The following is a 26402-nucleotide window of genomic DNA, read 5'->3' on the forward strand; positions in this document are numbered from 1 at the left end:
AGTTGGGCTTTAGCCCCAGTGTTTGTAGTTGGGCTTTAGCCCCAGTGTTTGTAGTTGGGCTTTAGCCCCAGTGTTTGTAGTTGGGCTTTAGCCCCAGTGTTTGTAGTTGGGCTTTAGCCCAAAGTTCGCAGTTGGGTTTCAGCCCAAAGTTCGCAGTTGAGCTTTAGCCCAAAGTTCGCAGTGGGGCATCCGAGGTGCAAAAAGTGGCGACAACAAGACAGAATGAAGAGAGGTTGTCAGGTTTGACCTGTTGGGCCTTTGCTCTGACTGTATAAAACATAAAATCCTTTGGGCGTAGAAGCAACAATTCTGACAGCAAAAGCATCATAAACAACAGGAGATAGCCCGGGAGGGAGTCAGGGGAAACCGGTTTTCCTTATGGCTTGCGGGGGTCTATATTCAAGATTCTTATGGCCGGATTGCTTCCTCCCCAAAACAGAGACTGTCGAGCGGCTCTAGGTGAGCGCGACCGACCCAAACCAACAGCAAAGGAATGAATATTAAAATGCCACTAGAGTTGCGGAGATTTTTTCAAGCCTGTAACCCAGCCAAAACCCTCGACATGAAAAATGAAGAGGAGCGCAAATACTACATTGACTTCTCCTCGGTGCGAGGGGGGCAGATCGTCGAGGAAATAGAGCGAACCATCTCGCTGCTCTCCGGGGATGAGCCGACCTGCCAGCTATTTAGCGGGCACATCGGCTGTGGGAAATCCACAGAATTGCTCAGGCTGAGAGCCGAATTAGAGAAACAGGGATTTCATGTCGTTTATTTCGAGTCAACTCAAGACTTGGAACTGGGCGACGTAGATGTCAGCGATATCTTGCTAACCATCGCGCGCCAGGTGAGCGAAAGCATCGAGAAGCTGAAAATCGAATTAAAACCGAAAGGCTTCCGGGGCTTGCTCAAAGGCGCGGCAGATTTACTGCAAACCCAGATAGATTTGAGCGCTGAAGTCGGGATACCTGGCGTAGGGCAAGCCCGCGCCACCACTGACGGGGATTTTTCACTTTCCTTCGGGATCGGAAAAATCACCGCACAAGCGAAAGAAAGCCCAGAGGTGCGCAGCCGGCTGAGGGAATACCTGGAACCGCGCACAAACACCATCCTGCAAGCCATCAACAAAGAAATCCTCGAACCGGCAATCCAAGCGCTGAAGCAGCGAGGGAAGCAAGGGCTGGTGGTGATTGTGGATAACCTGGACAGGGTGGATAACCGGCGGCTCCCAACCGGACGAACCCAGCCAGAATATCTGTTCGTGGACCGGGGCGAACAGCTGCGGAAACTGAACTGCCACGTGGTCTATACCATTCCCCTAGCGCTAATGTTCTCCAACGATTACGGTTCCCTAATGTATCGCCTTGGGGGTGGGATGGACACCAAAGTCTTGCCGATGGTGCCGGCGCAGCTGTCCGACGGTAGCGATTGCGCAGCCGGTATAAACCTGCTGCGACAGATGGTGCTCGCCAGAGCATTTCCAGAAATCAGCCCGCAGCAGCAGATTGAATTAGTCAAAGAAGTCTTTGACAGCCTGGAAACCCTAGACCGGCTCTGCCGCGTCAGTGGCGGTCACGTCCGTAACTTGCTGGGGCTGCTGTATCGCTGCATCCAGAAAGGAGATTTACCCATCCCGCGCCAGCGTCTGGAAACCGTAATTTTGGAACGCTGCAACGAGCTGACCCGCTCCATCGATCCCGACGAGTGGAAATTGCTCCGCCAAGTCACAATCGACAAAAGCGTCAGGGGCGAGACAGAATACCAAATCTTGCTGCGCAGCATGTTTGTCTTTGAATACCGCAACGAGCAAGGGCGCTGGTATGATATCAACCCCATCTTGAAAGAAGCCAAAGAATTTCAGTCATGACACAGCCGGAACCCGATCGAGATGCTGTCGCTTACAACCAAAACTCCTTGCAAACCCTCCTCAGGGCTATCGATCTCTCTCAGGGGCAGTTTTCCTTAATTTTGGTGCGCTGCAACTACGAAGCATTGCGCGAGATTTTGGTGCGGCAGCTCCGAGAGCGGTGCCCCTTCGAGATGCGAGAGATAGCGCTCAATAAGTCTGTCAGGTCGCTCTCCCACCGGCTGCTGTCCGAACCTTTCCGGGAACTGGCACAGGTTTTTATGGTTTTTGGCTTAGAGTCGGTGAGCCCTCTCGATCGGGTTCTGGCGTCAGCCAACCTGATCCGGGACGCGTTGCCGAAAAACTTTCCCCTGCCTATTTTACTCTGGGTCAGTGATGAGGCGATCAAAAAGCTGATTCGCTTAGCGCCGGATTTGGAAAGTTGGTCTACAAGCGTACACTTTTCCCTCCCCACCGAGGACTTGACCGATTCTTTGCGGCAAAAAACCGAGCGGATTTTTGCCGCCGTTCTGGAAACCGATCCCGGCAAATTTCTCGCCAATATCACTCTCCTCGGCGAGCGGGGCAACAGAGAATTTCAGTCCGCCCTCAAAGATTTGGAATGCCGGCACGTCCGGTTGGAGCCAGAACTAGATGCCGGTGTGAAATTTGTTCTCGGTCGCGACGCCTACGCCCGCGACAGCCTGGATATCGCCCTCAAGAACTACCAGCAAAGCCTAGCCTTTTGGAAGCGCAGCAGCCTCCCGCCAGAACCCCGGCTGGAGGCGCAGCCGCAAGTAGGGGCGGGTTTACTAACATCTGAACTTCGCAGAGACATTTTGGGTGAGCCCGCCCCTACTTCTGCCATAGAGAGACAGGGCGCAGTGCTGTTCCACATCGGGCTGTGCCACCGGCGCAATGCCGACCGAAAGGCGGCAGAAAACCGCCACTCCTGCGAGCGAGCCTGGGCGTATTTCCAGGAATCTGTTGAGGTCTTTGAAAAAGCTCAGCGTGCGGACTTAGCTGCCAAGTTTATAAGCCCGCTGTGTGAAATTTTGCTGCGGTTGCAAGAGTGGGAAGCCTTGCAAACTGTAGCCGACAAGTCGGTGCGGCTGCACCAAACTTATGGCAGTTTCCTGCGACTGGCTCAAGACTGGGGCTTCTTCGCCCGGATTGCCGTGGAGCGCTCTCGCTGGTCAGATGCCAGACAGTGGGCGGCGCTGGCGCTGCAAACCTTGAGCGCCGCTTCTGAGAAGGCCGGCTATCCGGAATTATATCCCTCACTTTGGGAGCAAATATTCCGCTTGTGTTTGGTGAAAGCGCAGCGGCATTTGGGGCAGCGCCCAGAAGCTCTCAAGAGCCTTCATGAAGCTACCCGAAACATGAAAAACGCGCTTGCAGAGACTGACTCTCGCTACGATCCCCAGCGCTACATTCGCTTTTTGCGGATATTGCGCTCGATGTATTTTGAGGAAGGTGATTATAAAGCTGCTTTTTGGATTAAGCAACAGCAGCGCTCAGTTGAGCAGCAATATGGCTTCAGAGCTTTTATTGGTGCGGGGCGGCTGCAGGCGCAACAGCCGGCGCTCAATCCAGCACTGGGGAAATTCGACCGTCAGGGTACAGTTTCCCGAGAGATTGAGGCTTCCGGACGCCAGCAAGATGTCAGTCGCTTGCAACAGCGAATTGCTAGCTCCCAGCACAAACTCACTGTTATTTACGGACCTTCCGGTGCCGGCAAAAGTTCTACGGTTACGGCGGGTTTAGTGCCGGCGCTCCAACAAACCACCATTCGCACTCGCGACGTTTTGCCTGCCGTGCTGCAAATTTACACCGACTGGGCGAGCAGATTGGGCAGGCGTTTGTCCGAGGAACTTCAGGAAGCCAGAGGCGTCCGCTTGTCCCGCACACCGGAAGATCCGGCAGCCATTCTGGAGCTTTTGCGAGAGAATGCCGGCAGGAATCTGCTGACGGTTCTAATTTTTGACCAGTTTGAAGAATTTTTCTCTGCCTGCAAGCCGCCGGCGGAAAGACTGGAGTTTTATGAATTTTTCCGCGATTGCCTGAACAGTCCGTTTGTGAAAGTTATCCTGTCCATGCGGCAGGATTACCTGCACTATCTGCTAGAGTGCAGTCGCGCGGTCGATCTGGACGCCATCGACAGCGACATTCTCAATAAAGACATTCTATACTATTTGGGAAATTTTTCACCGGCACAAGCTCGCTCCGCCATCCAAAGCTTAACCGAACGCTCTCAATTTCACTTGGAACCGCAGCTGCTCGACCGGCTGGTGAGAGATTTAGCCGGCGGAACGGAGGAGGTGCGCCCGATTGAGTTGCAGGTGGTGGGGGCGCAGCTGCAAGCCAAGAACATCACAACTCTGGCGGAATATGAGGTAAAAGGCCCCAAGGAAAAACTGGTCGCCGACTATTTAGAAGAAGTGGTGAGAGACTGCGGCCCAGAAAACGAAAGTGCCGCCAGACTGGTGCTGTATTTTCTCACCGATGAGGACGAAGTTCGCCCCCTGAAGAGTTACGACCAGCTCGCCGCTGAATTAGCGCTAGACGCGGATAAATTAGATTTAGTCCTGGAGATTTTGGTGCAATCGGGACTCGTGTTTCTTTTGAAAGACTACTCGGCAGATTTCTACCAGCTGATTCACGACTATCTGGCCGCGCTGATTCGCCAGTACAGAGAGCCCCGACTGCAAGCCGAGTTGCGCCTGACGAAAGAACAGCTCCGACAGGCGCTGCACAAAGAGCAGCAACAGCGCGCTCGGGCAGAAATTGCGGAGATAGAGGCGCTGACGGCACTGTCGCACGTTTTGCTGCTGTCGCACGACGGGCTGGGGGCATTAGTTGCCGGTGTCAAAGCTGGCAGCCGGCTGATTATAGCACAAACTACCGAGGATGTCAAGCAGCGGACGGTGAATTTGTTGCAAAAGACTCTTTCTGAAATCCGAGAGCGCAATCGCTTGCAGGGGCACCAGAACTGGGTGACTGAGGTCAGCACTAGCCCAGACGGCCAAACCATTGCCACCGCCAGCGCCGACGGGACAGTGAGGCTCTGGCGGCGGGACGGCACCCCCCTCCTGACCTTCCGGGAACACGCGCAGTGGGTGAACAGCGTTGCGTTCAGCCCCACCGGCACAGTGCTAGCTTCGGGCAGTTGGGACAAAACGGTGAAACTTTGGCAGCCAGACGGCACGGTGCTGGCGGCTATTGATACGGGCGACCGCATATTTGGCGTCTGTTTCAGCCCCAATGGCCAGCTCGTTGCCACTGCCGGCGGGGACGGGACCGTGAAACTCTGGCGCGTAGCTCAGATAGAGGAGACGGGATGCTCAGAGGGAACGCCTGTCCTGCTGAAGGTGCTAGACGATGGCAGCAGTTGGGTTACGGCGGTGGCGTTCAGCCCGGATGGCCAAATAATTGCCACTGCCGGTGGGGATGGCACGGTCAAGCTGTGGGACCTGCAGGGCGCGCTGCTGGCGGCGATCGCCGGTCACAGCGACCGCGTTTGGAAGGTGGCTTTCAGCCCCGACGGGCAAATCATTGCCACCGCCAGTGCGGACAGCACCGCCAAACTCTGGCTGCGGGACGGGTGTCGGCTGCTGGCCACTCTCAGTCACGCAGGCTGGGCCGCCAGCATTAGTTTCAGCCCGGACGGGCAGACGGTTGCTACGGGGAGTTGGGACAGGACGGTGAAGCTCTGGCAGCTTGACGGCACGCTGCTGGAGACGCTCTCGGGCCACACCGACAGTGTGAATAGCGTCTGCTTTTCGCCCGGGGGCGAGATGCTGCTCTCTGCCGGTGCGGACGCCACTGTCCGCCTCTGGCAGCTCGACCGCAGGTGCCAGCGCAGCATCAGCGCCGGCAGTGGCAGGGTGATGGGCGTCTGTTTCTCTCCGGATCAGCGGATGCTGGCAACTGCCGGTTTTGACAAAACGGTGAGACTCTGGCACCGCGACGGCACTTTACTGGGGGTGCTGGAAGGCCACAGCGACTGGGTGAAGCGCGCCTGTTTCTCCCCAGATGGGGAAATTCTGGCCACAGCTAGTGCGGACGGCACGGTGAAGCTCTGGCGCACCGACGGCACCCTGCTGAACACTTTCGGTAATGGCGACTGGATGACATCTGTCAAATTTAGCCCCGATGGCCAGATTTTGGCGGCGTCGGGGGCGAACGCCACTGTCAAACTCTGGCGCACCGACGGTACGCTGTTGGGCTCGCTCAGCGGTCACGCGGACAAAGTGTGGGATGTGTGTTTTTCGCCTGACGGTGAGATGCTGGCAACCGCCAGCTGGGATGGCACGATTAAGCTCTGGAATCTGGAGGGCAAGGAATTGGTTTCTTGGCGGGGTGACAGCGATAAGATTTTTTCGGTGAGCTTTAGCCCGGATGGCAGTATGCTGGCATCTGCCGGTGGGGACAAAACTGTCAAACTCTGGCGCACTGACGGGAGCCTGCTGCTGTGCTTGCAGGGCCATACGGATATGGTGCTCAGTGTCAGTTTTAGCCCCAAAGGCGATATCCTGGCTTCGGGGAGTGCGGACAAAACTGTCAAACTCTGGCGCACTGACGGGACTCAGCTGCTTTCGCTGCGGGGTCACAGGGATATGGTTTCGCAGGTGAGTTTCAGTGGGGACGGCAGCACTCTCGCCTCTGCCGGTGCGGACGGGACTGTAAAACTCTGGAGCCCTGAGGTTACAGAACCGCAAGCTCTGGATCTCGATCAGTTGCTGGTGCGCGGCTGCGACTGGCTGCGTGACTTCCTGCGCACCAACCCCACGGTGAGTGAGAGCGATCGGGCTTTGGCTGTGGGGAGCTGAAATTTTAATTAATGTTAAAGTTGCTTGTGCGCTTTTGAATTTATCTGTCGCTTTTGGCCCCGCTTTTTGGGGGAGAGGGGCAGCGCGCCCAGAGGTTTCAGGTTTCAGCTTGCAGGGCGTGCGGGCGGGTTTCGCACTCCTTCAACTGAGACAGAACTTGACACCGGTTTCGGGGGGGAAAGCGGGGAGAAATTCATAACCGTAATATGAGCGGATATGGGAGAACTGGAAAATGGGCAGAGGGGAACAATTGTCTTATGATAAATTAGAATTACTTTTGATTATTAATGGCGCTGGCAACAGGGGCAACCCGCAATAGATGCCCCGGGGTGGAGGGGCGGGTGTTCCCCCTCGGTGGTGGCTACAGCCTCTATACCGCTAGGCAGAAGAAAAGTGGGCCTCCCCCACCGCACTTCCTCGACTGTCCTGCAGGGGGAGATCCCATACGCTAAACTGCAAGTCAGACGAAAGGCAGCCGGGGCTTACAAAAGAGAGCAACCGCAGGTTGGGGGCGGGTCCGCCGGCAGCCGCCGGTGGTACAGGCGCAATCATCCGTTGAGGGGAGTGTCATACCCCTCACCCCCTCGGCGGGAAAAAGAGAGACAATGAAATTAGGTGGAAAGAGCTGACATCTTTGAGCCGGCGCTCCCTTAATTATTTTTCCCGATGGCTGCAAACAGGTAAAGAGAATAATGCCAACGCGAGAGGGAAAAGAACACCCCAGTCCACTTCAGCAGGGGCAATCCTCCCGGGGGTGCCCCACCAAAGGCAGTCACCAGGAGGAGCTGCCGGTGGATGTGTGGGTAAGCGACAAAACCTTGGGGCATTAGCCCAACTGCAAACGGCCATCGGGTTCTGGCAACCTCTTGGCGGGTGAACCAGAGTCAGCAACAAGACGTCTTGAAAAGATGAGCAACCAGATACCTGTGGCTCAACCGCTTTACGAATGATTTGCTACTGACTTGGAGGTCGTTCTTATGCAAAGAAAAATTATCGGGATCGTTATAGCCGTGCCGCTGCTGTCGGCGCTGGGAGTCCCTGAAAGCTGGGCTCGGAGTGAGAGCCCGCACATATCCGGCAGCGGAATTTTCTTGTCCGCTGTGGCTGATGCCCGACTGGCACGCCAGCCGCAACAGTTCTCGCCACTGGCACTGGCGGCTCGCCAGAAGCAAGACAGGTGCTACCGTTTCGGAGTGTGCGATGAGTGAGGGATCGCCGGCATCCTTCGATCGCCAATGGCGGGCGAGCCCCTCTCCTTTGCCCAACGGGGAAAGCCAATCGCACAAAACGTCGGGATCGCTGTTAAAATAAACTTGAAGGAGAGCTGACAGCACACAGATCCCCAGCCAGAACGAAGTTTCGGTTAGCGCCGGACAGCCGCAAGCCGTCAGAGAGATTATTCCTGAGAGCGAACAGTTGCAGTCACCCGGAACCCGCCTCTCACCCGATCGGACACCCGCCGGTGCGGGTTGCAGGGCGAGCCGGCAGTGGGTTGGTCAGAGAGCCCAGGCGTGCCGGCAGCGAAGTTAGACCCGAGCAGGGGTTTCACATCACAGCAGTTTTTTTCCAGTCCAGTTCCGCAAGCGCCACAAGATTGATTGGTGAGGGGGGCGAAGGCACAACTTGCCCTGCGTCTGGATGGCTGTACGGTAACAGGCCACCTTTATGAGAGTCAGCCCCTAGCAACCGCGCCCCGCGCAAAGAAAGCCACCAGCTATAGGGGCAGGGGCGGGACAGGTGGGAGCTGGCCACAGGCGCTGGCAATTATATCCTGTCCGATTGAGTAACTCGAATAAGAATTCAGGGGAGAGCGGAAGAAAGAAACAGAGGCAGAAAAATTAATTATAGGCAATCAACCGGACGTGATATGAGTGGAACTTGGGGCCTCAACTGACTCGTCAAAAATATTTGACTGGGAGACACAGGACATTGGGGCATTAGCCCAACTGCGAACTTTGGGCTACGCTGAACTTACAAACCCTGAGGGCGTCAGAGAAAGGCTCCTGGTTGAATTTCAACCCAGTTTTGACAGAGGCGAAGGAATGGCAGGCACGATCGGAACCCAGCAGCCAGGAGATGATATAGCAGCACAGAATAATAGCTCCTTGCGGACGCTCCAGCGAGCGATTGAACTTTCGCAGGGGCAATTTTCCCTAATTTTATTGCGGTGCAACTACTCGAGCCTGCGAGAGGTTTTGGCGCGCCGGCTGCGGCAGGGGTGCGGCGTCTCCATCCGAGAGCTGGTCCTGCCCAAGTCGGTGAAGATGCTGTACACCACCCTGCTGGCACAGCTGGGTCGGGAGGTGCCGGCAGCCTTAATGGTGTTTGGGCTGGAGTCAGTCAGCGCTCTGGAGCAACTGCTGACTTCCACCAACCTGGTGCGCGACGAATTTCCCAAAAGTTTTCCGTTTCCGCTCTTGCTGTGGGTCAACGACCGCGTTGGGCAAAAGCTGATGAACTTAGCGCCCGACTTCGAGACTTACGCCACCGCTTTTGAATTTGGGCTGGATACAGAAGAGCTAGTCGCTTTCATTCGGGAGAACACAGAGCGGGTATTTTCTGCGGTTTTGGAGTCAGGCTCTTGCAAGTTTGTGCCCAATTCCACTATAATTGATTCCTGCTCGTCCCTAGAACTGGAGTCAGCCCGCAAGGATTTGTACAGTCGCGGCGTCAGCTTGGAACCGGCACTGGAAGCCGACCTGCAATTTCTTCTGGGTCGGGATGACTACACCGGCTATCAAATCGATGCTGCCCTGGAGCACTACCAGAAAAGCTTGATCTTTTGGAACTTGGAAGAAGCGCGCAGAAAACTGCTAGGGGAACTTGTCGAGCCGGTCAAAGAGCGGCAGGGAATCTTGCTGTTTCACATCGGGCTGTGCTACCGGCGAAAAGCAGACCGGCAGCGAGCCCAAAGCCGCCGCCACCTCCAGGAGGCGCTCAATTATTTCCAGCAATGCCTCGATATTTTTGAAGCGGCGGGGCGTCAGGACTTAGTGGCTAAGTTTATCTCGCAGTCCGGCGAAGTGCTGCGAGACTTAGAAGCGTGGGAAGAATTGCAGGCGCTGGCGGAAAAGTCCCTGCAGCTGCATCTTTCCGCCGGCTATCAGGTCCAGCTGGCTCAAGATTTTGGCTTTCTGGCGGAAGTGGCGCTGCAGCAGGCCAACTGGCTAGAAGCGCAAGAGATGGCGATTCAGGCGCTGGAGATTCTCGACGCCTGTGGCGCACCGGCAGGGGGCGAAGCGTCCCCGCCGCCACAGCACCGCAGTCTCTACCTGCTGCTTTTGGCCAAGAGCTTGGCACAGATGGGCCTGAACTCAGAAGCGGTCAGTGACCTGGAAACCGCCCGAAACAGCCTGGAACCGCAGTACGATCCCCAGCTGTACCTGCGCATCCTCGAAGAGTTGCGCTTGCTGTACTTCCAGCAAGGCGAGTACCTGAATGCGTTTCACATCAAGCAAGAGCAGCGCTCTGTAGAAGCCCAGTATGGGTTCCGCGCTTTTATCGGTGCGGGACGACTGCAGCCGCAGCGACAGGCGATCAATCCGGCCCTGCAATCTGTTGCCGGCGAAATAGCCCCTGCCGAAGAAATTACGGTTTCGATTCGCCAGCAAGATATCAATCGCTTGCTCAACCGGATCAGCACCCCCCAGCACAAACTCACCATTATTTACGGTCAGTCAGGGGTGGGCAAAAGTTCTCTAGTGATGGCGGGGCTGGTGCCGGCGCTGAAAAAAACCAGCGTTGGCACTCGGGAGGTTTTGCCGGTGCTGCTGCAAGTTTACACCGACTGGGTGGCGGGGCTGGGAAACAAACTGTCTGCTGAGCTGGGGGCGATTAGAAGCGGTCGGGGGGCTACAGAGGGTGCCGGCGCACCGCTAGATTCAGTCGCCGCGCTCATTTCCCAGCTGAAAAAAAATGCTGACCGCAACCTGCTCACCGTCCTGATTTTTGACCAGTTTGAAGAGTTTTTCTTTGCTGGCAAGGATCAGGTAAAAAGGCGGCTATTTTTTGAGTTTTTGCGAGACTGTTTGAATGTTCCGTTTGTGAAAGTCATGCTGGCGGTGCGAGCCGACTTCTTGCACTATTTGCTGGAGTCGATTCGCCTGACGCACCTGGACGCGATCGACAACGACATTCTCAGCAAAGACATTCTCTACTATTTGGGGAATTTTTCGCCGTCTGAGGCCACCGCCGTCATCCAAAGCTTAACAGAGCGAGCGCAATTTTACTTAGAACCGGCGCTGATCGATGAATTGGTGCGAGATTTGGCCGGCGCTGAGGGGGAAGTGCGCCCGATTGAACTGCAGGTGGCGGGCTCGCAGCTGCAAGCCGAGAACATCACGACGCTGGCCGAGTACCAGAAACAGGGGCCCAAGCAAAAACTGGTGGAGCGGTTTTTGGAGCAAGTGCTCACAGACTGCGGCCCAGAAAATGAGCGGGCCGCCCGACTGGTCCTGTACTTGCTCACGGATGATAACGACACCCGCCCCCTGAAGACTCGCGCTGAATTGGCAGCGGATTTGGCCTCTTTGCAAGAAGCCAAAAAGTTAGATTTAGTTCTAGAAATTTTAGAAAAATCAGGGCTGGTGTTTCGCTGGAAGGAAATGCCGGCGGAGCTGTACCAGCTGGTACACGACTATCTGGCAGCGTTCATCCGCCAGCAGCAGAAATTAGACCGAGCGATTGAATGGGAAAAGCTGCAAGAACAGAACAGGCGGAACCAAGACCAGATTAAGCAACTGAATCAAGTCATGGAAGCGCAAGAAAAACAGAGGCAAGCCGAAGAGCGGCTGACGCGCATTCGCAAATGGCAATTCCGAGCTGCAGTGGCCGCAGGAGTTTTGCTGGCCAGCCTTGCCGTCCTGGGCGAAAATGCCCGGATAGAGGCGCTGAATTCTGCCTCCAAAGCCCTGCTGCTCTCGATTGATAACGACCAGCTAGGCGTATTGGAAACCAGTGTCGATATCGGGATAAACTTTAATAAGACCTCAGCCTCTAGTGAAGGGAAAAATAAAATCGCGGAACGCCTCAGGCAAGCCGTCTCTAGAGTGCAAGAGCGCAACCGCTTGCAAGGGCACACGCAAAACGTCTTGGGGGTCAGTTTCAGCCCCGACGGAAAGACGATTGCCTCGGCTTCTGCGGACAAAACGGTCAAACTGTGGCGTTCTGACGGCAGCCCGATCCTGCCGCCCCTCACAGGGCATCAAGGTGCGGTCACGAGCGTGAGTTTCAGCCCCAGCGGGGATCTGATCGCTTCCGGCAGTGCGGACAAGACGGTCAAACTCTGGAGAAAGGACGGGAATTTGGTGAGAACTCTCTCAGGACACGGGGACTGGGTGCTGGCGGTGAGTTTCAGCCCGGACGGGAAAACGATTGCCTCGGCTTCTGCGGACAAGACCATCAAACTCTGGAATTTGGAGGGACGCTTGCTGGCCACCTTTAAGGGGCATGCGGATGAGGTTCTGGATGTGAGTTTCAGCCCTGAGGGCAGCACTCTCGCCTCTGCCAGTGAGGACGGCACTGTCAAACTCTGGAGTTTGAAGGGGAAAGTCCTGAAAACCTTTACCGGGCATACGGAAGGCGTCTATAAGGTGAGCTTCAGCCCGGACGGGAAAAGGCTGGCTTCGGCTTCTGCGGACAATACTGTCCGCATCTGGAACTCCGACGGCAAATTGCTCCACACTCTCAAAGGGCACAGTGACTGGGTTGTGGATGTGAGTTTCAGTCCCGATGGCCAGACTCTGGCCTCGGTGAGCCGCGACCGCACTGTCAAACTGTGGAGCTTGGACGGGGGCTTGCTGAAAACTTTCCGGGGGCATGAAGGCTTTATTTGGGCTTTGAGTTTCAGCCCCGACGGCAAAACCATTGCCACCGCCAGTGAGGACGATACGGTTAAGCTGTGGAGTCCGGACAGCACTCCTTTGCTGAAAACTCTCTCGCACAGCGACTGGGTTTACGGTGTCAGTTTCAGCCCGGATGGAAAATCGATTGCTTCTGCGAGTTATGACAAAACAGTTAAACTCTGGGACAAAGACGGTCGCCTGCTCGTCACTATCCCGCACGACGAGATTGTTACCAGCGCCAGTTTCAGCCCTAACGGCAAGATTGTAGCGTCCGCCAGTGGGGACAGCGTGCAGCTGTGGCGCTCTGACGGCGTTCTGCTGAAGTCTCTCCCGCACAAGGAGAGTGTCAATAGCGTCAGCTTCAGCCGCACCGGCATTTTGGCCTCGGCTAGTGATGACAAAACGGTTAGACTCTGGCGCACTGACGGCACTTTGCTCTACACGCTGTATCACGACAGGAGAGTCAATAGCGTCAGTTTCAGCCCAGATGGCAAGATTTTGGCCTCTGCCAGTGATGACAGAACGGTCAAGCTCTGGCGCACTGACGGCACCCTGCTGCGCACTCTCTCGCACGGGGATAAGGTCCGGAGCGTCAGTTTCAGCCCCGACGGGGATCTGGTCGCCTCTGCCGGTGCGGACAAGACTGTCAAACTCTGGCGCACTGACGGCACTCTGCTGAGCACTCTCCCGCATCCTGAGAGCGTCATTAGTGTCAGTTTCAGCCCCAAAGGCGAGATCCTTGCTTCTGCCAGTACGGACAAGAAAGTGAGAGTCTGGCGCACTGACGGCACTTTGGCGGCGACTCTGGAGCAAGATGATGTTGTCAATCATCTCAGTTTTAGCCCGGATGGCCAAACTCTGGCTTTGGCTAGCAGGGACAAAACTGCGATTCTCTGGCGCGTGGATAATTTGGATCTGGACAGTCTGGTCCGGCGCGGTTGCTATTGGCTGCGCGACTATTTGAAGAATAAGTCTGGTGATGGGAATCTCTGTCAGGGGATTGGGGAGGGGAGATAGTTTTTTTGTTTGAACCGCCACCGTGAGGGGACGCCAAGGGAGAGGGGAAGGGAGAGTGAGCTACTACTGGGTGGCTTTCTCTCCGAGATGTCTCATTTATGAGAGGCTTTGTTGCGCGTGTGAGTCCTCAATATGAAGCTGGATTTGGCTGCGTTTTTCCTCAAGCCAATCTAAGGCTGTTTCAAGTTGGTGCGGAGAGCGGTTTTAGAAGCTGCGCCATATAAACAACCAGCACATCGTTCTTGCTCAAATACCGCTGGTGGGAGTTAAACCGGCTCACTTGACTGGCTGTCTTGCGAGCGGCTGACTCCAAAGCATTTGCCAGACAGTCTTTTAGCTCCACCGTGTCTCTCTTCCTGCAAACAATGATGACATCAATATCGATGGGCTCTTTGGCTTGGCTTTTCGGTGTCGCCCCAGACATTTCCGACTTGATAGGGTGGGTGGCGACAGTCGCAAAACCCGCTTTGACTAAAGCGCTTAAAATCGCACGCCATCCCTCCGGTTTTGAGTGGTGATAGGTAAAAACCAGCAACCCCTCTGGCTTCAGAACGCGGTGGCATTCAGAAAACACGCCTTGCAGCCGGTGAGCAAAAACTAAAGCGTCACCGCACTGGACTTCATTTGGGTGACGGGTCGTGACATTGCCGGACACGTTATTTTGAATTAGATAGCGCTGCCAAACATAGAAAAAATCGGCTAATTCTGAGTAGTGAACATTGTCGAAGAAAGGGGGGTCGGTGATGACAGCATCTACGCTCTCTGTAGGGATGTCTGTGACCGCTGAATCTCCGCAGGAAAGATAAACGGGCTTAGCCTCACTCAGCTCACAGAAATTATTGGCAATTTCAGTGCCGGTGGCGGGCGATAGGCCATAAATTTTTTCCGCCTCTATTTTTGTCTTTCTCTGTTTGGGTTTTATTTCAAAGGGCTTTTCACCGTAATCTACAGCCCTAAGGATGCGGCTTTCAAAAAGGGTTGAAAATGAACCTGAGCTTTTCGGTGTGCCCCAGAGATTGGCCTCTAGGGGGGTGCGCTCTGGCTTCAAAATGTGATGAGAAAACATGTGCCGCACTGCGCCGGTGCCCTCTCCTTTGTATGAGGCAAACAAGTTATTGAATTCCAGGCATCCGGAGAACAGGCATGCGAACATATCCCGCACATTTGCATCCTCAATCTGCCGTATCTGTTCCGCCAACACACTCAGGCATAAGAGCTGCCGGTCATTAAACATTTCATGCCAGTGCCGGTAACAGTAATTAAGCACCTGGTCTGTATTGTAACCGGGCTTTATGGCAACAAACGGGTAAGCCTTTTGGCGGAGTCTCAGTTCTGTCTTTGCCTTTTCATAAAGGTTTCGGTCAAACTCGTTAATAGGTAAATACTGCTTTGACCCGTCCTTAAGCAGCACCAACTTAGCGTACATCCGGTGTTCTGGCGGCTTGCCAAGCTGTTTAACTGCTGTAACGATAGAGAAGGTATGGGCGCAATGCTTGCAAGTCGCTTTCTGACCTCTGACTGGTGCCACCTGCGGGTTAAAAACGGACTTGCAGTTTTCACAAGTGACGCTTTTGGCAGCGCAGTGAATTGCGCTGATATTTCCGCATTCTGGGCAGACAGCCTGAGCCTCCGGAAACTTATTTGGGTAGGCGTGCTTTGCAAAAATATATGATGAAAACAGGTCAACCGGACGCCGGCACGCAGGGCAAGGCAGCCATTTCACCCAAAAATAGTAAAGAACCGCCGCCATCTCACCGCTGTCGGGGACAGTCGTGTAATAGTTTTGAATTCGAGATGCTACCGCTTTTCGGAGAGTTTCAAAGGTTTCTATAAGGCGCTGCCGGTCTTTGTTGATCAACGCATTTTTGACCGTAAAATAAGCGACAGGATTAATATCCCGTCCAATGGCTGTTGCGCCCAGTTTGATGGCTTCCCCAACAGTTCGCTTCCCATGAAGGGGTCAAAAACTTTGACTCCCTTGAGGGATGCCGGTTTATAAAACAAGCTCAGGATATCAGAACCTTCTGGAGCAAAGGTAGAAAGAATGATGGCGCGGAATACGGAGCCCAGTCTTCTGGCCCACCATTTATGTATATAATAGAGGGGTCGGTTGATTTCCTTGCGCCAGCTTTCCAGTTCAGCTATTTCACTGAGCTGTTCAAAGGGAAAGCTATCCTCTTCTATCGCTTTTCCCTCACCGGCACCCCCCAACCCGGCGGAATTCTTAATCCCCCACCCCACTCCTTTCATTCTAGCAGCCAACCAAATAGATCGCCGGCGGTTAGCCGCACATCCCCAGCAAAAGAAGGCACGGGAAGTCGATCTGCCGGCCCGTCAAAAACTTCCAGCTGGTTCTGGGGAAGATAAACAAAAACCGTTTCCTCCTCCGGAACGATAAGCCAGCCCATTTGCGTTTCAAACTTCAAACAGTGCCGGATATTTTTGATAACTTTCGTTTGGCTTTGTTCCGGCGAGAGAATCTCAATTGTCCAATCGGGAGCCGCCAGGAAAATGTTGGCAACTGCGCCACTCTCATCGCGGGGAATTCTGTCCCAAAGAAAAACGGACACATCAGGAACGAGCGAGCGCCCGCCAAAGGTACACCGCAATTCGGGAAAAGCTCGCGCAATCCGCTGAGGTTTAAGAGCTGCGTTAATAGCAGCAGACAGCTCACCCTGAATAGTGCTGTGCTTTCCCTGTGGCATAGGTTTTTGAACAATTTGACCGTCAATATACTCGCTAGCCGGCTCGGTTTCTGGCAGTTTGAGAAACTCTGACAGCGTTAAAGTTTTAGAAGGAATCTGTAGCATTTGTGTAGGCTCCAAAGAAGTCAGGCAAGGTGGGCTACAGCCCACCAATTCACGATTCAACTGCGAATTTGAGACGTATCGTTTTTTGGACGGTCGCTCATTTGCTGAACAATGGCTGCTTGTATCTTAGCATCAAAATCAGGATCGTTAACTGTGGCGATCGCTGGTGTCGAACGCTGATGGCGTCGATTTAGATAGGCTTTGAGAGCAGCCTCATCGTCGCGATGAGCGAGAAAGTATTGCTTCAGCTCTCGTTCGGACATGGCAGAGTAGTCTATTTCGCTCATTAAATTACCTCCCCATCAGGCGTCACTTCAAATTCGATTTCTTCATTCTCACCGGCCAGGATGAATAAATTTTGAGTTCGGACGTCCGTACAAATTAGGTGAATCGGCTGGAACATCACATAGGTCAATTGATAGGCGATTCGGTAGAGACACCTTAACTGTGCGTCAGTTGGCATTTTAATCTTGTCTGTCTATTAAACCGCTTACTGCAGTCTAACCCGCTTGTCGCGAGCATTATCCCGCTGTCTGCGGGATAATATGCAGAACTTTGAGAGCTGTGCTGCTTAGACCGGCTGAACACCGCTAAGCAGCCAATAGCGCCCTAAGCCTTAAACTTCTCGGCAATCCGCTTCATCGCTTCTCCCACATTCTCGCGGCTGTTAAACGCGGAAATGCGGAAGTACCCCTCACCGGCAGCCCCAAAACCAGACCCGGGCGTTCCCACCACATTGCAGCTGTGCAGCAACTTATCAAAGAAATCCCAACTCGACAGACCGTTGGGCGTTTTCACCCACACATAAGGCGCATTAACACCACCATACACCGCCAGACCGGCAGCTGTCAGCTCCTCCCGGATAATTTTAGCATTTTCCAGATAGAAACTGACCAGCGCCTTGACTTGCTCCCGCCCCTCTTCCGAGTACACCGCTTCAGCCGCCCGCTGCACGATATAAGACACGCCATTGAACTTGGTAGACTGCCGGCGGTTCCACAGCTTCCACAGTTCTACATCGGACCCGTCAGAAGCTTTCGCCGTCAGCGTCTTCGGCACAACGGTGAGGGCGCAGCGAGTGCCGGTAAACCCTGCTGTCTTCGAGAAGGAGCGAAACTCAATCGCGCAATCCCGCGCCCCTTCAATCTCGTAAATAGAATGGGGGATGTCTGGCTCAGTAATGAAGGCTTCGTAAGCCGCATCGAAGAAAATGATAGAGCCATTCGCTTTGGCATAATCCACCCACGCCTTCAGGTGTTCCTTCGTCGCGGTTGCTCCCGTGGGGTTATTGGGGAAGCACAGGTAAATCAAATCGACTTTCTGGGTGGGAAGAGACGCCGTGAAGTTGTTCTCCGCCGTCACCGGCAGATAGACCAAGCCCTCAAACTCGCCCTTTTCATTGGCAGGACCCGTATGCCCCGCCATCACGTTGGTGTCCACATAAACCGGATAAACCGGGTCGGTGACAGCGATCGTGTTGCGATCGCCAAAGATGTCGAGAATGTTGCCGCTGTCGCACTTAGAACCGTCGGAGATAAAAATTTCCGATGCGTCAATCTCGCACCCCCGCGCCTGGAAGTCGTGAGCTGCAATTTTCTCCCGCAACCAGGCGTAGCCTTGCTCTGGGCCATATCCTTTGAAGGTAGCGCGGTCGCCCATTTCTTCTACTGCTTTAACCATCGCCGCACGGCAGGCTTCTGGCAAGGGTTCGGTGACATCGCCAATGCCCAGCCGAATAATTTTGGCCTCAGCATTGGCCTCGGCGAAGGCACTCACCCGGCGAGCAATTTCAGGAAACAGGTAGCCGGCTTTCAGCTTTAGGTAGTTCTCGTTAATCGTTGCCATGTTGAATCGTCACGAACGCCGTAAAACAGCTTATCTCAAATCGGGGCGTACAAACAAAGTCCCCCCCTTGGCGGACTGGAAGTCTTCTAAAACCCTGGCCTTGCGGGTTTTGTCTGTATCGCTGCGGTTTTAACCGCCAAGTGTCTAAAGTGTCCTGCAAACCGAGCGCCCTTGTCCCACCGCTCGCCTATATCATTTTTTTGTGAGTTCAGCAACCGCTGCAGCCAGGTGCACCGGCTCCACCGGCTTGGTGAGGTGCTTCTGGAAGCCGGCGGAAATGATCAGCTCCCGGTTAGTTTCTCCCGCATAAGCTGTCAGTGCGATTGCCGGTATTTGCCCCCCTCCTTCTGGCGCAAGCGCTCTTATTTTACGAATGAGCATGTAGCCATCCATTTCCGGCATGCCAATATCGCTGAGCAGCAAATCTGGTTTCCAGAGTGGGATTTCCTCGAGCGCCGCCGGCGCGGAGGCGACAGCGCGCACTCGCGCACCGTACTGCTCGAGTGTGAAAGCGATGAATTCGCGGGTGTCAGCCTCATCATCCACCACCAGAACCCGCACGCCATCGAGCCGCCGGGAAGAATTTGGCTCGCTACTTTCCAGAGTGCCAGACACTAGAGTGCCCGCGTTTTGTTCCAGCAGGGGGAGCGTCACAGTAAACGTTGCCCCCAGCCCCTCTCCCGCACTTTCCGCGCTCACAGATCCGCCGTGAAGTTCTGCCAGCTGGCGGACAATTGCCAGCCCCAAACCGAGCCCGCCATGCTTCCGCGTTGTCTTGCTGTCCGCTTGACGGAAATAATCAAAAACAAAGGGCAGGAAATCGGGGCTGATCCCCTTACCCGTATCGCTGACTTGGATTTGGGCGCGCCCGCCGGCAGCATCCAGCCGGATTCCCACCCGCCCTCCAGAAGGCGTGAATTTAATCGCATTCGTCAGCAAATTCCACACCACTTGCTGCAAGCGGTTTGGATCTGCCAAAACCTTGCAGCCTGCCGCACAGATCGCCAGCTGAATCTGAATCGATTTCGCCTCAGCCAGCAGGCGCACTGTTTCAATCGCCGCCCTAACGGTTCCCGCCAAGTCAACCGGACATAAATTCAAGCCCAGCTTGCCGCGAAGAATGCGCGAAACATCCAGCAAATCTTCAATCAGTTGCGACTGTAACTTCGCGTTGCGCTCAATCGTTTCCAGGGCGTGAGCGGTCTTCGCTTCATCAAACTTCAGGGTGCGCAGAAGTTTGACCCAGCCCAAAATGGGAGTCAGGGGCGTCCTCAATTCGTGGGAGAGGATGGCGAGAAACTCATCCTTAATCCGGTTGGCTGTTTCTGCTTCAGCGCGATCGGCTCGCTCCAGTTTGAGCAGGCGTTCGCGCTCGGCTTCCATCTTCTTGCGCTCGCTGATGTCCGTTCCAGAGGCAGTAATTCCCACAATATTACCATATTCGTCGCGCAGTGGCTCAACGGTCAGGTCGTAGTAAGAAAACTCTTGCTCTCGACTGGATCGCAGCGCTACTTCCGCTCGCGTCCCAATACCCGTTTCCAGCACTCGCCGCTTAATTTCTATCAGGTGGGCTGCGTCTTCAGAATAGGTGAGGTCAGCATCCGTCTTGCCTAAAATCTCGTTGGCGGCGTAGCCCAGCTTTGGATTGTAAATCCAGGTGTAGCGAAGCTCTGTGTCTTGATTGAAGACGACAACGGGTGAATTTTGCAGCGCCACAGCGAAGCGCTGCTCGCTCAGCCTCAGCGCCTCCTCCACGCGCACGCGCTGGGTGATGTCGCGGATAACCGCCAGCGAGCCGGTGTTTCTGCCGGCTTCATCTTTCAGGACACTGGCTGATACCTCGACACAGATTTTTTCTCCGCTGTTTTTCGCGTGAGTCACCTCGCCGTGCCAATTTCCCGTCCCCGCTAGAGCGCCCCGCGCCTCCCACTCATCTTCCGGTTTAATCCAGCTGTACTCATAGGCTTCTCGTAAAGGCCGGCCCAGAACCGCCTCCGACTTGCAGCCGTACAGCCGCTCCGCCCCTTTATTCCAATAGGTGATGCGCTTCTCCAAATCCACTGCAATCACCGCATCGTTTACTTGTGACAGGACATTGGCTTGGAACTTGATTTGATCTTCGGCACGCTTGCGCTCTCTGATGTCTCTGAAATAAATGGAAAGTCCGTCTCGGGAAGGATAGGCGTGCACCTCACACCACAGGTTGAGTGGGGCGTAAAACTCTTCAAAGTGAGCCGGCACACCCGTCTCCATCGCTTGGCAATAGTTTTGATAAAACGCTGTGCCAACCGCCTCGGGAAACACCTCCCATAGGTTATGGCCCAGAAGCTCGGTTTCTCGTTTTTGCAAAATTTTCTCCCCCTGGTGATTGACGTAGGTGAACCGCCACTCTCTGTCCACCGCAAAGAAGGCATCAGTAATGCTTTCCAGAATATTTGAGATTCGCTTGTTCGCCTCTCGCAGCGCCGCCGCCTCCTCCTTGCTGTGGGTGATATCCATGACCGTTCCCACCATCCGCACCGGCTTGCCGGTTGGGTCGCAGAAAACCCGGCCTTTAGTTTTTACCCAGCGGATATTACCGTCAGCCCAAACCAGCCGAAATTCTGCTTCGCAGTCCGCCCCCCGCTCAATAGCGCGGGCGAATGCTAGAGCAATTGATTTGCGGTCTTTTGCATAAACAAACTCCAGCAAACCTTCAGCGGTGCCCCCAAATTTTTCCAAGCAGCGGCCAAATAGCTGCCCGCAGTTTTCCGACAAAATTACTCTATTCGTGAGAAGATCCCAGTCCCAATAGCCCAGTCCGGCGGCTGACAGCGCAAGCCTCAATCGCTCCTCACTTTCTTTGAGCGCAGCTTCTGCACGCTTGCGGTGGGTGATGTCTTGGAAATAAGCGCAAACACCGCCAGCACACGGAGCGATTCGGATTGCCAACCACTTGTTTAGAGGTGCGAAAAACTCCTCACACTCAAGGATGACTCGCTCTGCTAAAACTTGGTGACATTGAATATAATAGTCAGAGTCGGGGGCGGCGGAAAACACTTCCTTTATATTTCTGCCGGTCAGTTCGGAGCGCGTTTTTTCTAGGAGTTCCTCTGCTTTGCGGTTCGCGCCGGTGCAGCGCCACAAGCTGTCAAAGCTCACAAAACCATCCCTAATGCTTTCTGGAATGCTCGCGTCCGGCTCTCGCGCTCTCTCGGCTTCAGCGCATCCTGCCGGCGCTTGCGCGAGGAACTGGGCGCGCTCTAACTGTGGCTGCAGGCGGTGGGTGATGTCTTTTTCTATTCCGATAACCATAGAGATTTCTTCTTTTTCGTTCCGCAGTGGGAAAGCGCGACTTTCAATCCAGCGAACCGCTCCGTCAGACCGCACGATCGTGTACTTCTTCCTGTAGCTTTCTTGGATTTGCTCGGGAATAGCACCCACACAGCGCTCAGCACTCTCTGTGCCAATGGCGTCCGAGAAGCCGCTGTCTTGCTTGTGCTGACTCTCGCATGGCTGCTGCCCAATTTCCTGAGACGAAACACTGATATAGATGAGCCGGTTGCTGTCGGGGTAAAACAGCCAGAAAACTCCATCGCTATTTTGCGCCGGCTGGACAAATAGCTGTTCTAACTGCTTTAGGCTTGGTAGACTTAGCAATGTTAGCTCCTCTTTGAGATTCGGTGGGCAAGGCAGTCGCTTTGGCCAGTAGGGGTGAGCGATCGTGCTTACTGCTCGTTGGCGAGATATTTGGCTTTTAGCGCACCATTGCGCTCGCCCATCTGATTCCGCCACTCCTCAATCAAAGAAGTGCCGGCAGCTGACTGTAAGGGCGCGCTCCTTTAAGAAGGGATTGACGCTTGGATCTCGCTGGCTGTACCGGCGAGCGCTTCGCTCCTGCTTCTGTAGGAGACAGTCCGATCGGGGGCGGGCTTACCCGAACAGTCTGGCAGAAGCAACGGTTATCTGGAAACCCCCCTCCTGTCAGTTTTGCCCAGAAAGCTCAGCAATATCCTCGTTTTTGGGAGCTGGCATTCACAGGGTCATCTCCCTAGAGATAGATATTATCACGAATCCCCTTGAGACAGGCTGCCGAGTGGCTGGAATTTTTTGTTGAATCGCCGCACCCGCCCACAAGTGCTATCTCTGTTCACTTCGTGGGCGCGCTTCCCGCCCCAGCTGAAAAATCGGCCTAAAAAGAAAAGCCAAGGGTTAGCGCCCCAGCCAAGCAGTCCAGACAGATTTGCAGATATTACTGGTAAATTATCTATGCCTGAGAAACCATTTTTCCGGGGTTTTCAGCCCCTCGTTAAGGAGGAAAACCCCTCTATTTTTGGCTCCAGGCAGAGCGCCGGTTCCTGGCAGCGCACTGCGAACCGCTTCTCAGAAACTGTTCCCACGACCGCCCCTGCGAAAAGTTTCAAAAACCCGGCGAAACCCGTGAGAGGCAGCTGGCCTATTTGCTGTGATTTTATCAACATTTTTTTAAAGCAATTGAGAGAGCGCACCCTCTCAAAATTCGGTGGCGTCCCCACCTGCACCTCAATCGCCGGCTCTCCCCCGGCAAGCATTCCAAAGCAGGTAAAACTCTTGCCCTCTTACCAGAGTGTGACACAAAACGGAACCCCAAGCCGTGGCGTTTCGTCCATTTACAAAACCCCAACGCACCGGCAAAGGCGGGGACAGCACTCGAAAGCGCGCTCTCATTTGACACCGGGGCGAGAATCAGTCAAAATAGAGATAGCCTTGAGAGAAAGGATTTTTTTCGCCTGGGCATGAAAAAGACTGTGCGAGGCGAGCCTGTTTGATAGAGACAGGATTTTTTAGAAGTTTAACATCCGCCCATCAACAAACTGTTCAGTTTTCAACGCTTTCCCCAAAGAAGACATCAATAAGTGTGCTAGTCAAATGTTAGTTCGACGAATCTTAACTTTTCTGGCCAGCTGCCTGCTAGTCGTCCTGGCGCACGCGACTCTCGACGGCTCACCGGCACCCGCCACCCCCCCTGTGACGCCCCCAGATGTGCGGCTGCCGGCGGCCCCGATGGCCACCACCGCGCCCCCACAATCCCCTTCCCCTTCTCTTCTTCTCCCCCCTCTCCCCCTATGGGGGGAGGAGAGGGCTCCCACCGACAGAGCGGATACAGGGGCGGCAGATGCCACCCCCGAAATGGTGGGCGACACCCTGCACCGAGGAATGCTGAATAAAGCTACGGGATACATTCAGGAATTAAAAGGAAGAGAATTTTCGCAATATATTGGAGAAAGCGTCCCTCAGACGGCAATAACGCCGGAAAGCATCCAAAATACCCTCAGGGAGCTGGCCCGCCAAACCGGGAAAAAGCCGGCTGTTATCTATGCCTTCGCACTCCCCGACGGACTGGAGTTGCTGCTGTTCACCCCAGAGGGCAAACCCGGGAACCTGAGCGTGCCGGCGGCGAACAGAGCAGCGTTGCTCGCCGCCATTAAAGAGTTCAGAAATCAAATCACAGACCCCCGCCTGCGGGACAGCACCGGCTATCTAGCCCCCGCGAAGCAGCTGCATGACTGGCTGGTTGCGCCACTGGAAGCCCAGCTGCAAGCGCAAGGCACTGACACGCTGCTGTTTGCGATGGATGTGGGGTTGCGAAGCCTGCCGGTGGCTGCCCTCCACGACGGCCAAAAGTTTCTCGTAGAAAAATACGCTGTCGGGATGATTCCCTGCTTCAGCTTGACCGACACTCGCTACGTTTCCCTCAAGAACGCCAGCGTATTGGCGATGGGGGCGTCGCAATTTTCCGAGCTTGCGCCCCTGCCGGCAGTGCCGGTGGAAATTCAGACGATTGCCGGCCAGCTGTGGCGGGGAAAAGCCTTTCTCAACAGAGACTTCACCCTGGACAACCTCAACGCCCAGCGCCAAAAAACACCGTATCCCATTGTTCACCTCGCCACCCATGCAGAATTCCTGCCCGGACGACCGGCCAACTCCTACATTCAGCTGTGGGACAGCAAGCTGCGCCTCGAACAGGTCAAACAGCTGCGCTTGAGTGACCCAAAAGTGGAATTGCTCGTGCTCAGCGCCTGCCGCACAGCACTGGGAGACCGGCAGGCGGAGTTGGGCTTTGCCGGTTTGGCGGTCTACAGCGGAGTTAAGTCGGCCCTGGCCAGTCTCTGGTACGTCAGCGATGAGGGCACCCTCGGCCTGATGACCGAGTTTTACCGGCAGCTCAAGAGTGCTAACATCAAAGCCGAAGCCCTCAGGCAGGCGCAGCTCGCCATGCTGCGGGGGGAAGTGCGCCTGGAAAACGGCACCCTCACCGGCTCGACAGGCATTGTGCCCCTGCCTCCAGAACTGGCACGACTTCCCAATCAGAATCTCTCCCACCCCTACTACTGGGCGGGCTTCGTTATGATTGGCAGCCCCTGGTGAGTGGGAGCCGGCGGCACGATACGGATCAGCGCGGACACCGGAACAGCCTCCTTCCCCGGCCCTCCGGGGCGGGCCTTTCCACCCCGGAGCGAACGTGCCGCTCTCCCCCACTTCAGTATATTCCGCATTTGCGGTGCCAGCTTTTGGCTGTAAACTGATATCGGGGCTTTAATTTTTTTTATCTTTTTCTCATGCCCTGCCCGAGGCAAGGAACTCTTTCACCCTCAAATCTTGAACCGCACTCAATTCGTAGGTGAAAAGACCGAGCGGAATCTCCCGTCAGGTTTACCCTCCGTTAATCCCTCGCCATGTATAGCAGCAGCCACTTAGGGCACAGACGTAGGAATTGCGTTCCCTCCGACCCTATACCTGCTACTCAGTGAGATGCTTTATCCATGACTGAGCTGTCTATTGCTATAGCGACAAGCACATGTCCTTGCCAACTCTCGACCCAAGTCAAGGGGTGTTGGGGCAGGGTTGAGAGCGTCAGGGCGGCCTCGCTTTATTGAGCGCTGGATATATAGAGGGCGAATGCTGAGTAAAATAACCCAAGTTGCAACTGTTGGAGGCTCTGCCTCCAAAACGGCGTCTCCCATAAGGAGCCTGGGCACGAGGGGAACGAGGGGAACTGGAAAAGCCCCCCCTTTTCTAGTGCCGGTGGCACAAAAACCCGCCCCGTCTGGGCAGCTCGAAAAGCTCACGGCTTGTAGGTAGCAACTTGAGTTAAAATATAAAATCGAAAAGCCAAAATGGGTTCGCCCCTAACCCGCCAGCAAGTTGCGGAGGAAAATGGGACAATGGCTCTCAAAGACAAGTGGCAAGAGCTGCGCGCACAGCGCCGGCAAGAAATAACTCAGCGCCAGCAACAAGTTCGCCACAGCTTAGCCGAAAAGCGAAAACAGCGGAGGGGCTTGTCCGCACTCGCCCCTGCTGCCCTAAACACCGGCGAACTGAGTCCAGTTGGGGAGGGTGCCCTCCCAGAGGGTACAATTGCCGGTCGAGAAGCTCAACACCGGCTCTCGCTGGCGCAGCAGTTTTACCCGCAATTGAAAAAGCACACGCAGGCATTTCTGTCAAGCACCGGCAGCGAGCGTCAAGCCAGAGCCAGACAGCTCGCCGCACGCCTAGATCAATATGTCTGCTCGCTACAGCAGCAAACTCGGCAGTTTTTAGCGCTGACGGCTACAGAAAGATCCCAGATGCGCGCATCACTCACCAAAGATTTGCGCGACTTTCACAAAACACTGACTGTCACCGTTGCCCGACTGCGCCAGTCGATTCAGTCCCAGCAGCGATTGACTCGGGAAAAGCTGGCAGAAGATTTGGCCACTTATATAGAGTCGCTGCGCTCAGACATGGGCAGCTTCCTGCAACAGCTGAAACTGGCAAGAGCGGAGCGCGCCCAAAAGCTGCAGCAGTCCTTGCAGCAAAACCGAGCCGAACGCACCGCATCAATGCGCGCCCTATTCCAGAGCTTTGCCAGCTTTCGGGGGCAATTGCGGGAGTATCGCGCCAACCTGCGCCAGTCGGTATGGGGGACACCGGCACCCGCTCCGGAACCCACCGCCCGCGCCACAACCGCAATAGCGCCAGCAGCAGCCGGCTTCCCGGAAGCAGCCCAAGCGATTTCCCTCGCCGACGAGCAGCAAGTCTACGATTACATCCAGCGGTGTGACGTTGTTCGCGTGGCGGACATTGAGGCAACTTTGGGGCTCAACCGCGTGCAGGCGGTGGACATTCTGAACTCTCTCCTGACAAAAGGTTTGATTGTTCAGGGCGACCGGACATACACGGTCGGGCCAGAAGTCAGCCAGTAGAGGCGAAC

Annotated in this window: 15 protein-coding genes; 7 read left to right on the forward strand and 8 right to left on the reverse strand. The window is 55.0% G+C overall.

Annotation, left to right across the window (positions count from 1 at the left end; genetic code table 11):
• Positions 1-505 precede the first annotated feature (505 nt).
• The 4 genes from OSC10802_RS0101485 (at position 506) to OSC10802_RS0101505 (ending at position 7883) form a co-directional block, all read left to right on the forward strand.
• Complete coding sequence (locus OSC10802_RS0101485) at positions 506-1864, forward strand: P-loop NTPase fold protein (protein WP_026098073.1); 1359 nt, start codon at positions 506-508, stop codon at positions 1862-1864.
• A complete protein-coding gene (locus tag OSC10802_RS0101490; RefSeq protein ID WP_017715016.1) occupies positions 1861-6675 on the forward strand; it encodes a WD40 repeat domain-containing protein in 4815 nt (1604 codons plus the stop codon). Before OSC10802_RS0101485 ends, OSC10802_RS0101490 begins: the two co-directional genes overlap by 4 nt.
• Before the next feature lie 692 nt (positions 6676-7367).
• The gene (locus OSC10802_RS48560) at positions 7368-7505 is read left to right on the forward strand and encodes a hypothetical protein (protein ID WP_155967287.1); all 138 of its coding nucleotides are present in this window, start codon (positions 7368-7370) and stop codon (positions 7503-7505) included.
• 147 nt (positions 7506-7652) lie between these two features.
• Positions 7653-7883, forward strand: coding sequence for a hypothetical protein (locus OSC10802_RS0101505; protein ID WP_017715018.1), 231 nt, complete (start codon positions 7653-7655; stop codon positions 7881-7883).
• Positions 7884-8071: 188 nt separating this feature from the next.
• Here the strand turns inward: OSC10802_RS0101505 and OSC10802_RS48565 are convergent, their stop codons facing one another.
• A complete protein-coding gene (locus OSC10802_RS48565) occupies positions 8072-8224 on the reverse strand; it encodes a hypothetical protein (RefSeq protein WP_155967289.1) in 153 nt (50 codons plus the stop codon).
• Between the two features lie 493 nt (positions 8225-8717).
• Between OSC10802_RS48565 and OSC10802_RS0101510 the strand changes: the two genes are divergently transcribed.
• Positions 8718-13535 (forward strand): WD40 domain-containing protein, encoded by a 4818-nt coding sequence (locus OSC10802_RS0101510; RefSeq protein ID WP_044170276.1) that lies wholly within the window; start codon positions 8718-8720, stop codon positions 13533-13535.
• 181 nt (positions 13536-13716) lie between these two features.
• Here the strand turns inward: OSC10802_RS0101510 and OSC10802_RS38220 are convergent, their stop codons facing one another.
• The 7 genes from OSC10802_RS38220 to OSC10802_RS43800 all read right to left on the reverse strand — a co-directional run bounded on the left by OSC10802_RS38220 (position 13717) and on the right by OSC10802_RS43800 (position 21829).
• Positions 13717-15393 carry a hypothetical protein gene (locus tag OSC10802_RS38220; protein ID WP_052334286.1) on the reverse strand — a complete coding sequence of 559 codons (1677 nt, stop codon included), beginning with the start codon at positions 15391-15393 and terminating at the stop codon, positions 13717-13719.
• Positions 15390-15785, reverse strand: coding sequence for a DUF1156 domain-containing protein (locus OSC10802_RS43795; protein WP_155967291.1), 396 nt, complete (start codon positions 15783-15785; stop codon positions 15390-15392). Before OSC10802_RS43795 ends, OSC10802_RS38220 begins: the two co-directional genes overlap by 4 nt.
• A complete protein-coding gene (locus OSC10802_RS0101520) occupies positions 15782-16345 on the reverse strand; it encodes a Uma2 family endonuclease (RefSeq protein WP_017715020.1) in 564 nt (187 codons plus the stop codon). Before OSC10802_RS0101520 ends, OSC10802_RS43795 begins: the two co-directional genes overlap by 4 nt.
• A 56-nt stretch (positions 16346-16401) precedes the next feature.
• Positions 16402-16632 (reverse strand): DUF6887 family protein, encoded by a 231-nt coding sequence (locus OSC10802_RS0101525; RefSeq protein WP_017715021.1) that lies wholly within the window; start codon positions 16630-16632, stop codon positions 16402-16404.
• Positions 16632-16808, reverse strand: coding sequence for a DUF6888 family protein (locus OSC10802_RS52490; protein WP_198525037.1), 177 nt, complete (start codon positions 16806-16808; stop codon positions 16632-16634). The genes OSC10802_RS0101525 and OSC10802_RS52490 overlap by 1 nt, the downstream gene beginning before the upstream one ends.
• Before the next feature lie 146 nt (positions 16809-16954).
• On the reverse strand, positions 16955-18190 hold the full coding sequence (locus tag OSC10802_RS0101535; RefSeq protein ID WP_017715023.1) for an LL-diaminopimelate aminotransferase: 1236 nt from the start codon (positions 18188-18190) through the stop codon (positions 16955-16957).
• 192 nt (positions 18191-18382) lie between these two features.
• The gene (locus tag OSC10802_RS43800; protein WP_017715024.1) at positions 18383-21829 is read right to left on the reverse strand and encodes a PAS domain S-box protein; all 3447 of its coding nucleotides are present in this window, start codon (positions 21827-21829) and stop codon (positions 18383-18385) included.
• Between the two features lie 1248 nt (positions 21830-23077).
• Between OSC10802_RS43800 and OSC10802_RS0101550 the strand changes: the two genes are divergently transcribed.
• Together OSC10802_RS0101550 and gvpC are read left to right on the forward strand one after the other, a co-directional pair.
• The gene (locus OSC10802_RS0101550; RefSeq protein WP_017715026.1) at positions 23078-24577 is read left to right on the forward strand and encodes a CHAT domain-containing protein; all 1500 of its coding nucleotides are present in this window, start codon (positions 23078-23080) and stop codon (positions 24575-24577) included.
• A gap of 749 nt (positions 24578-25326) precedes the next feature.
• Positions 25327-26394, forward strand: a complete 1068-nt coding sequence (gene gvpC, locus OSC10802_RS43805) for a gas vesicle protein GvpC (RefSeq protein ID WP_017715027.1) — start codon at positions 25327-25329, stop codon at positions 26392-26394.
• Positions 26395-26402 lie beyond the last annotated feature (8 nt).

It is taken from the genome of Kamptonema formosum PCC 10802, assembly GCF_000332335.1.
In the GTDB taxonomy this organism is placed as follows: Bacteria; Cyanobacteriota; Cyanobacteriia; order Cyanobacteriales; family Oscillatoriaceae; genus Oscillatoria.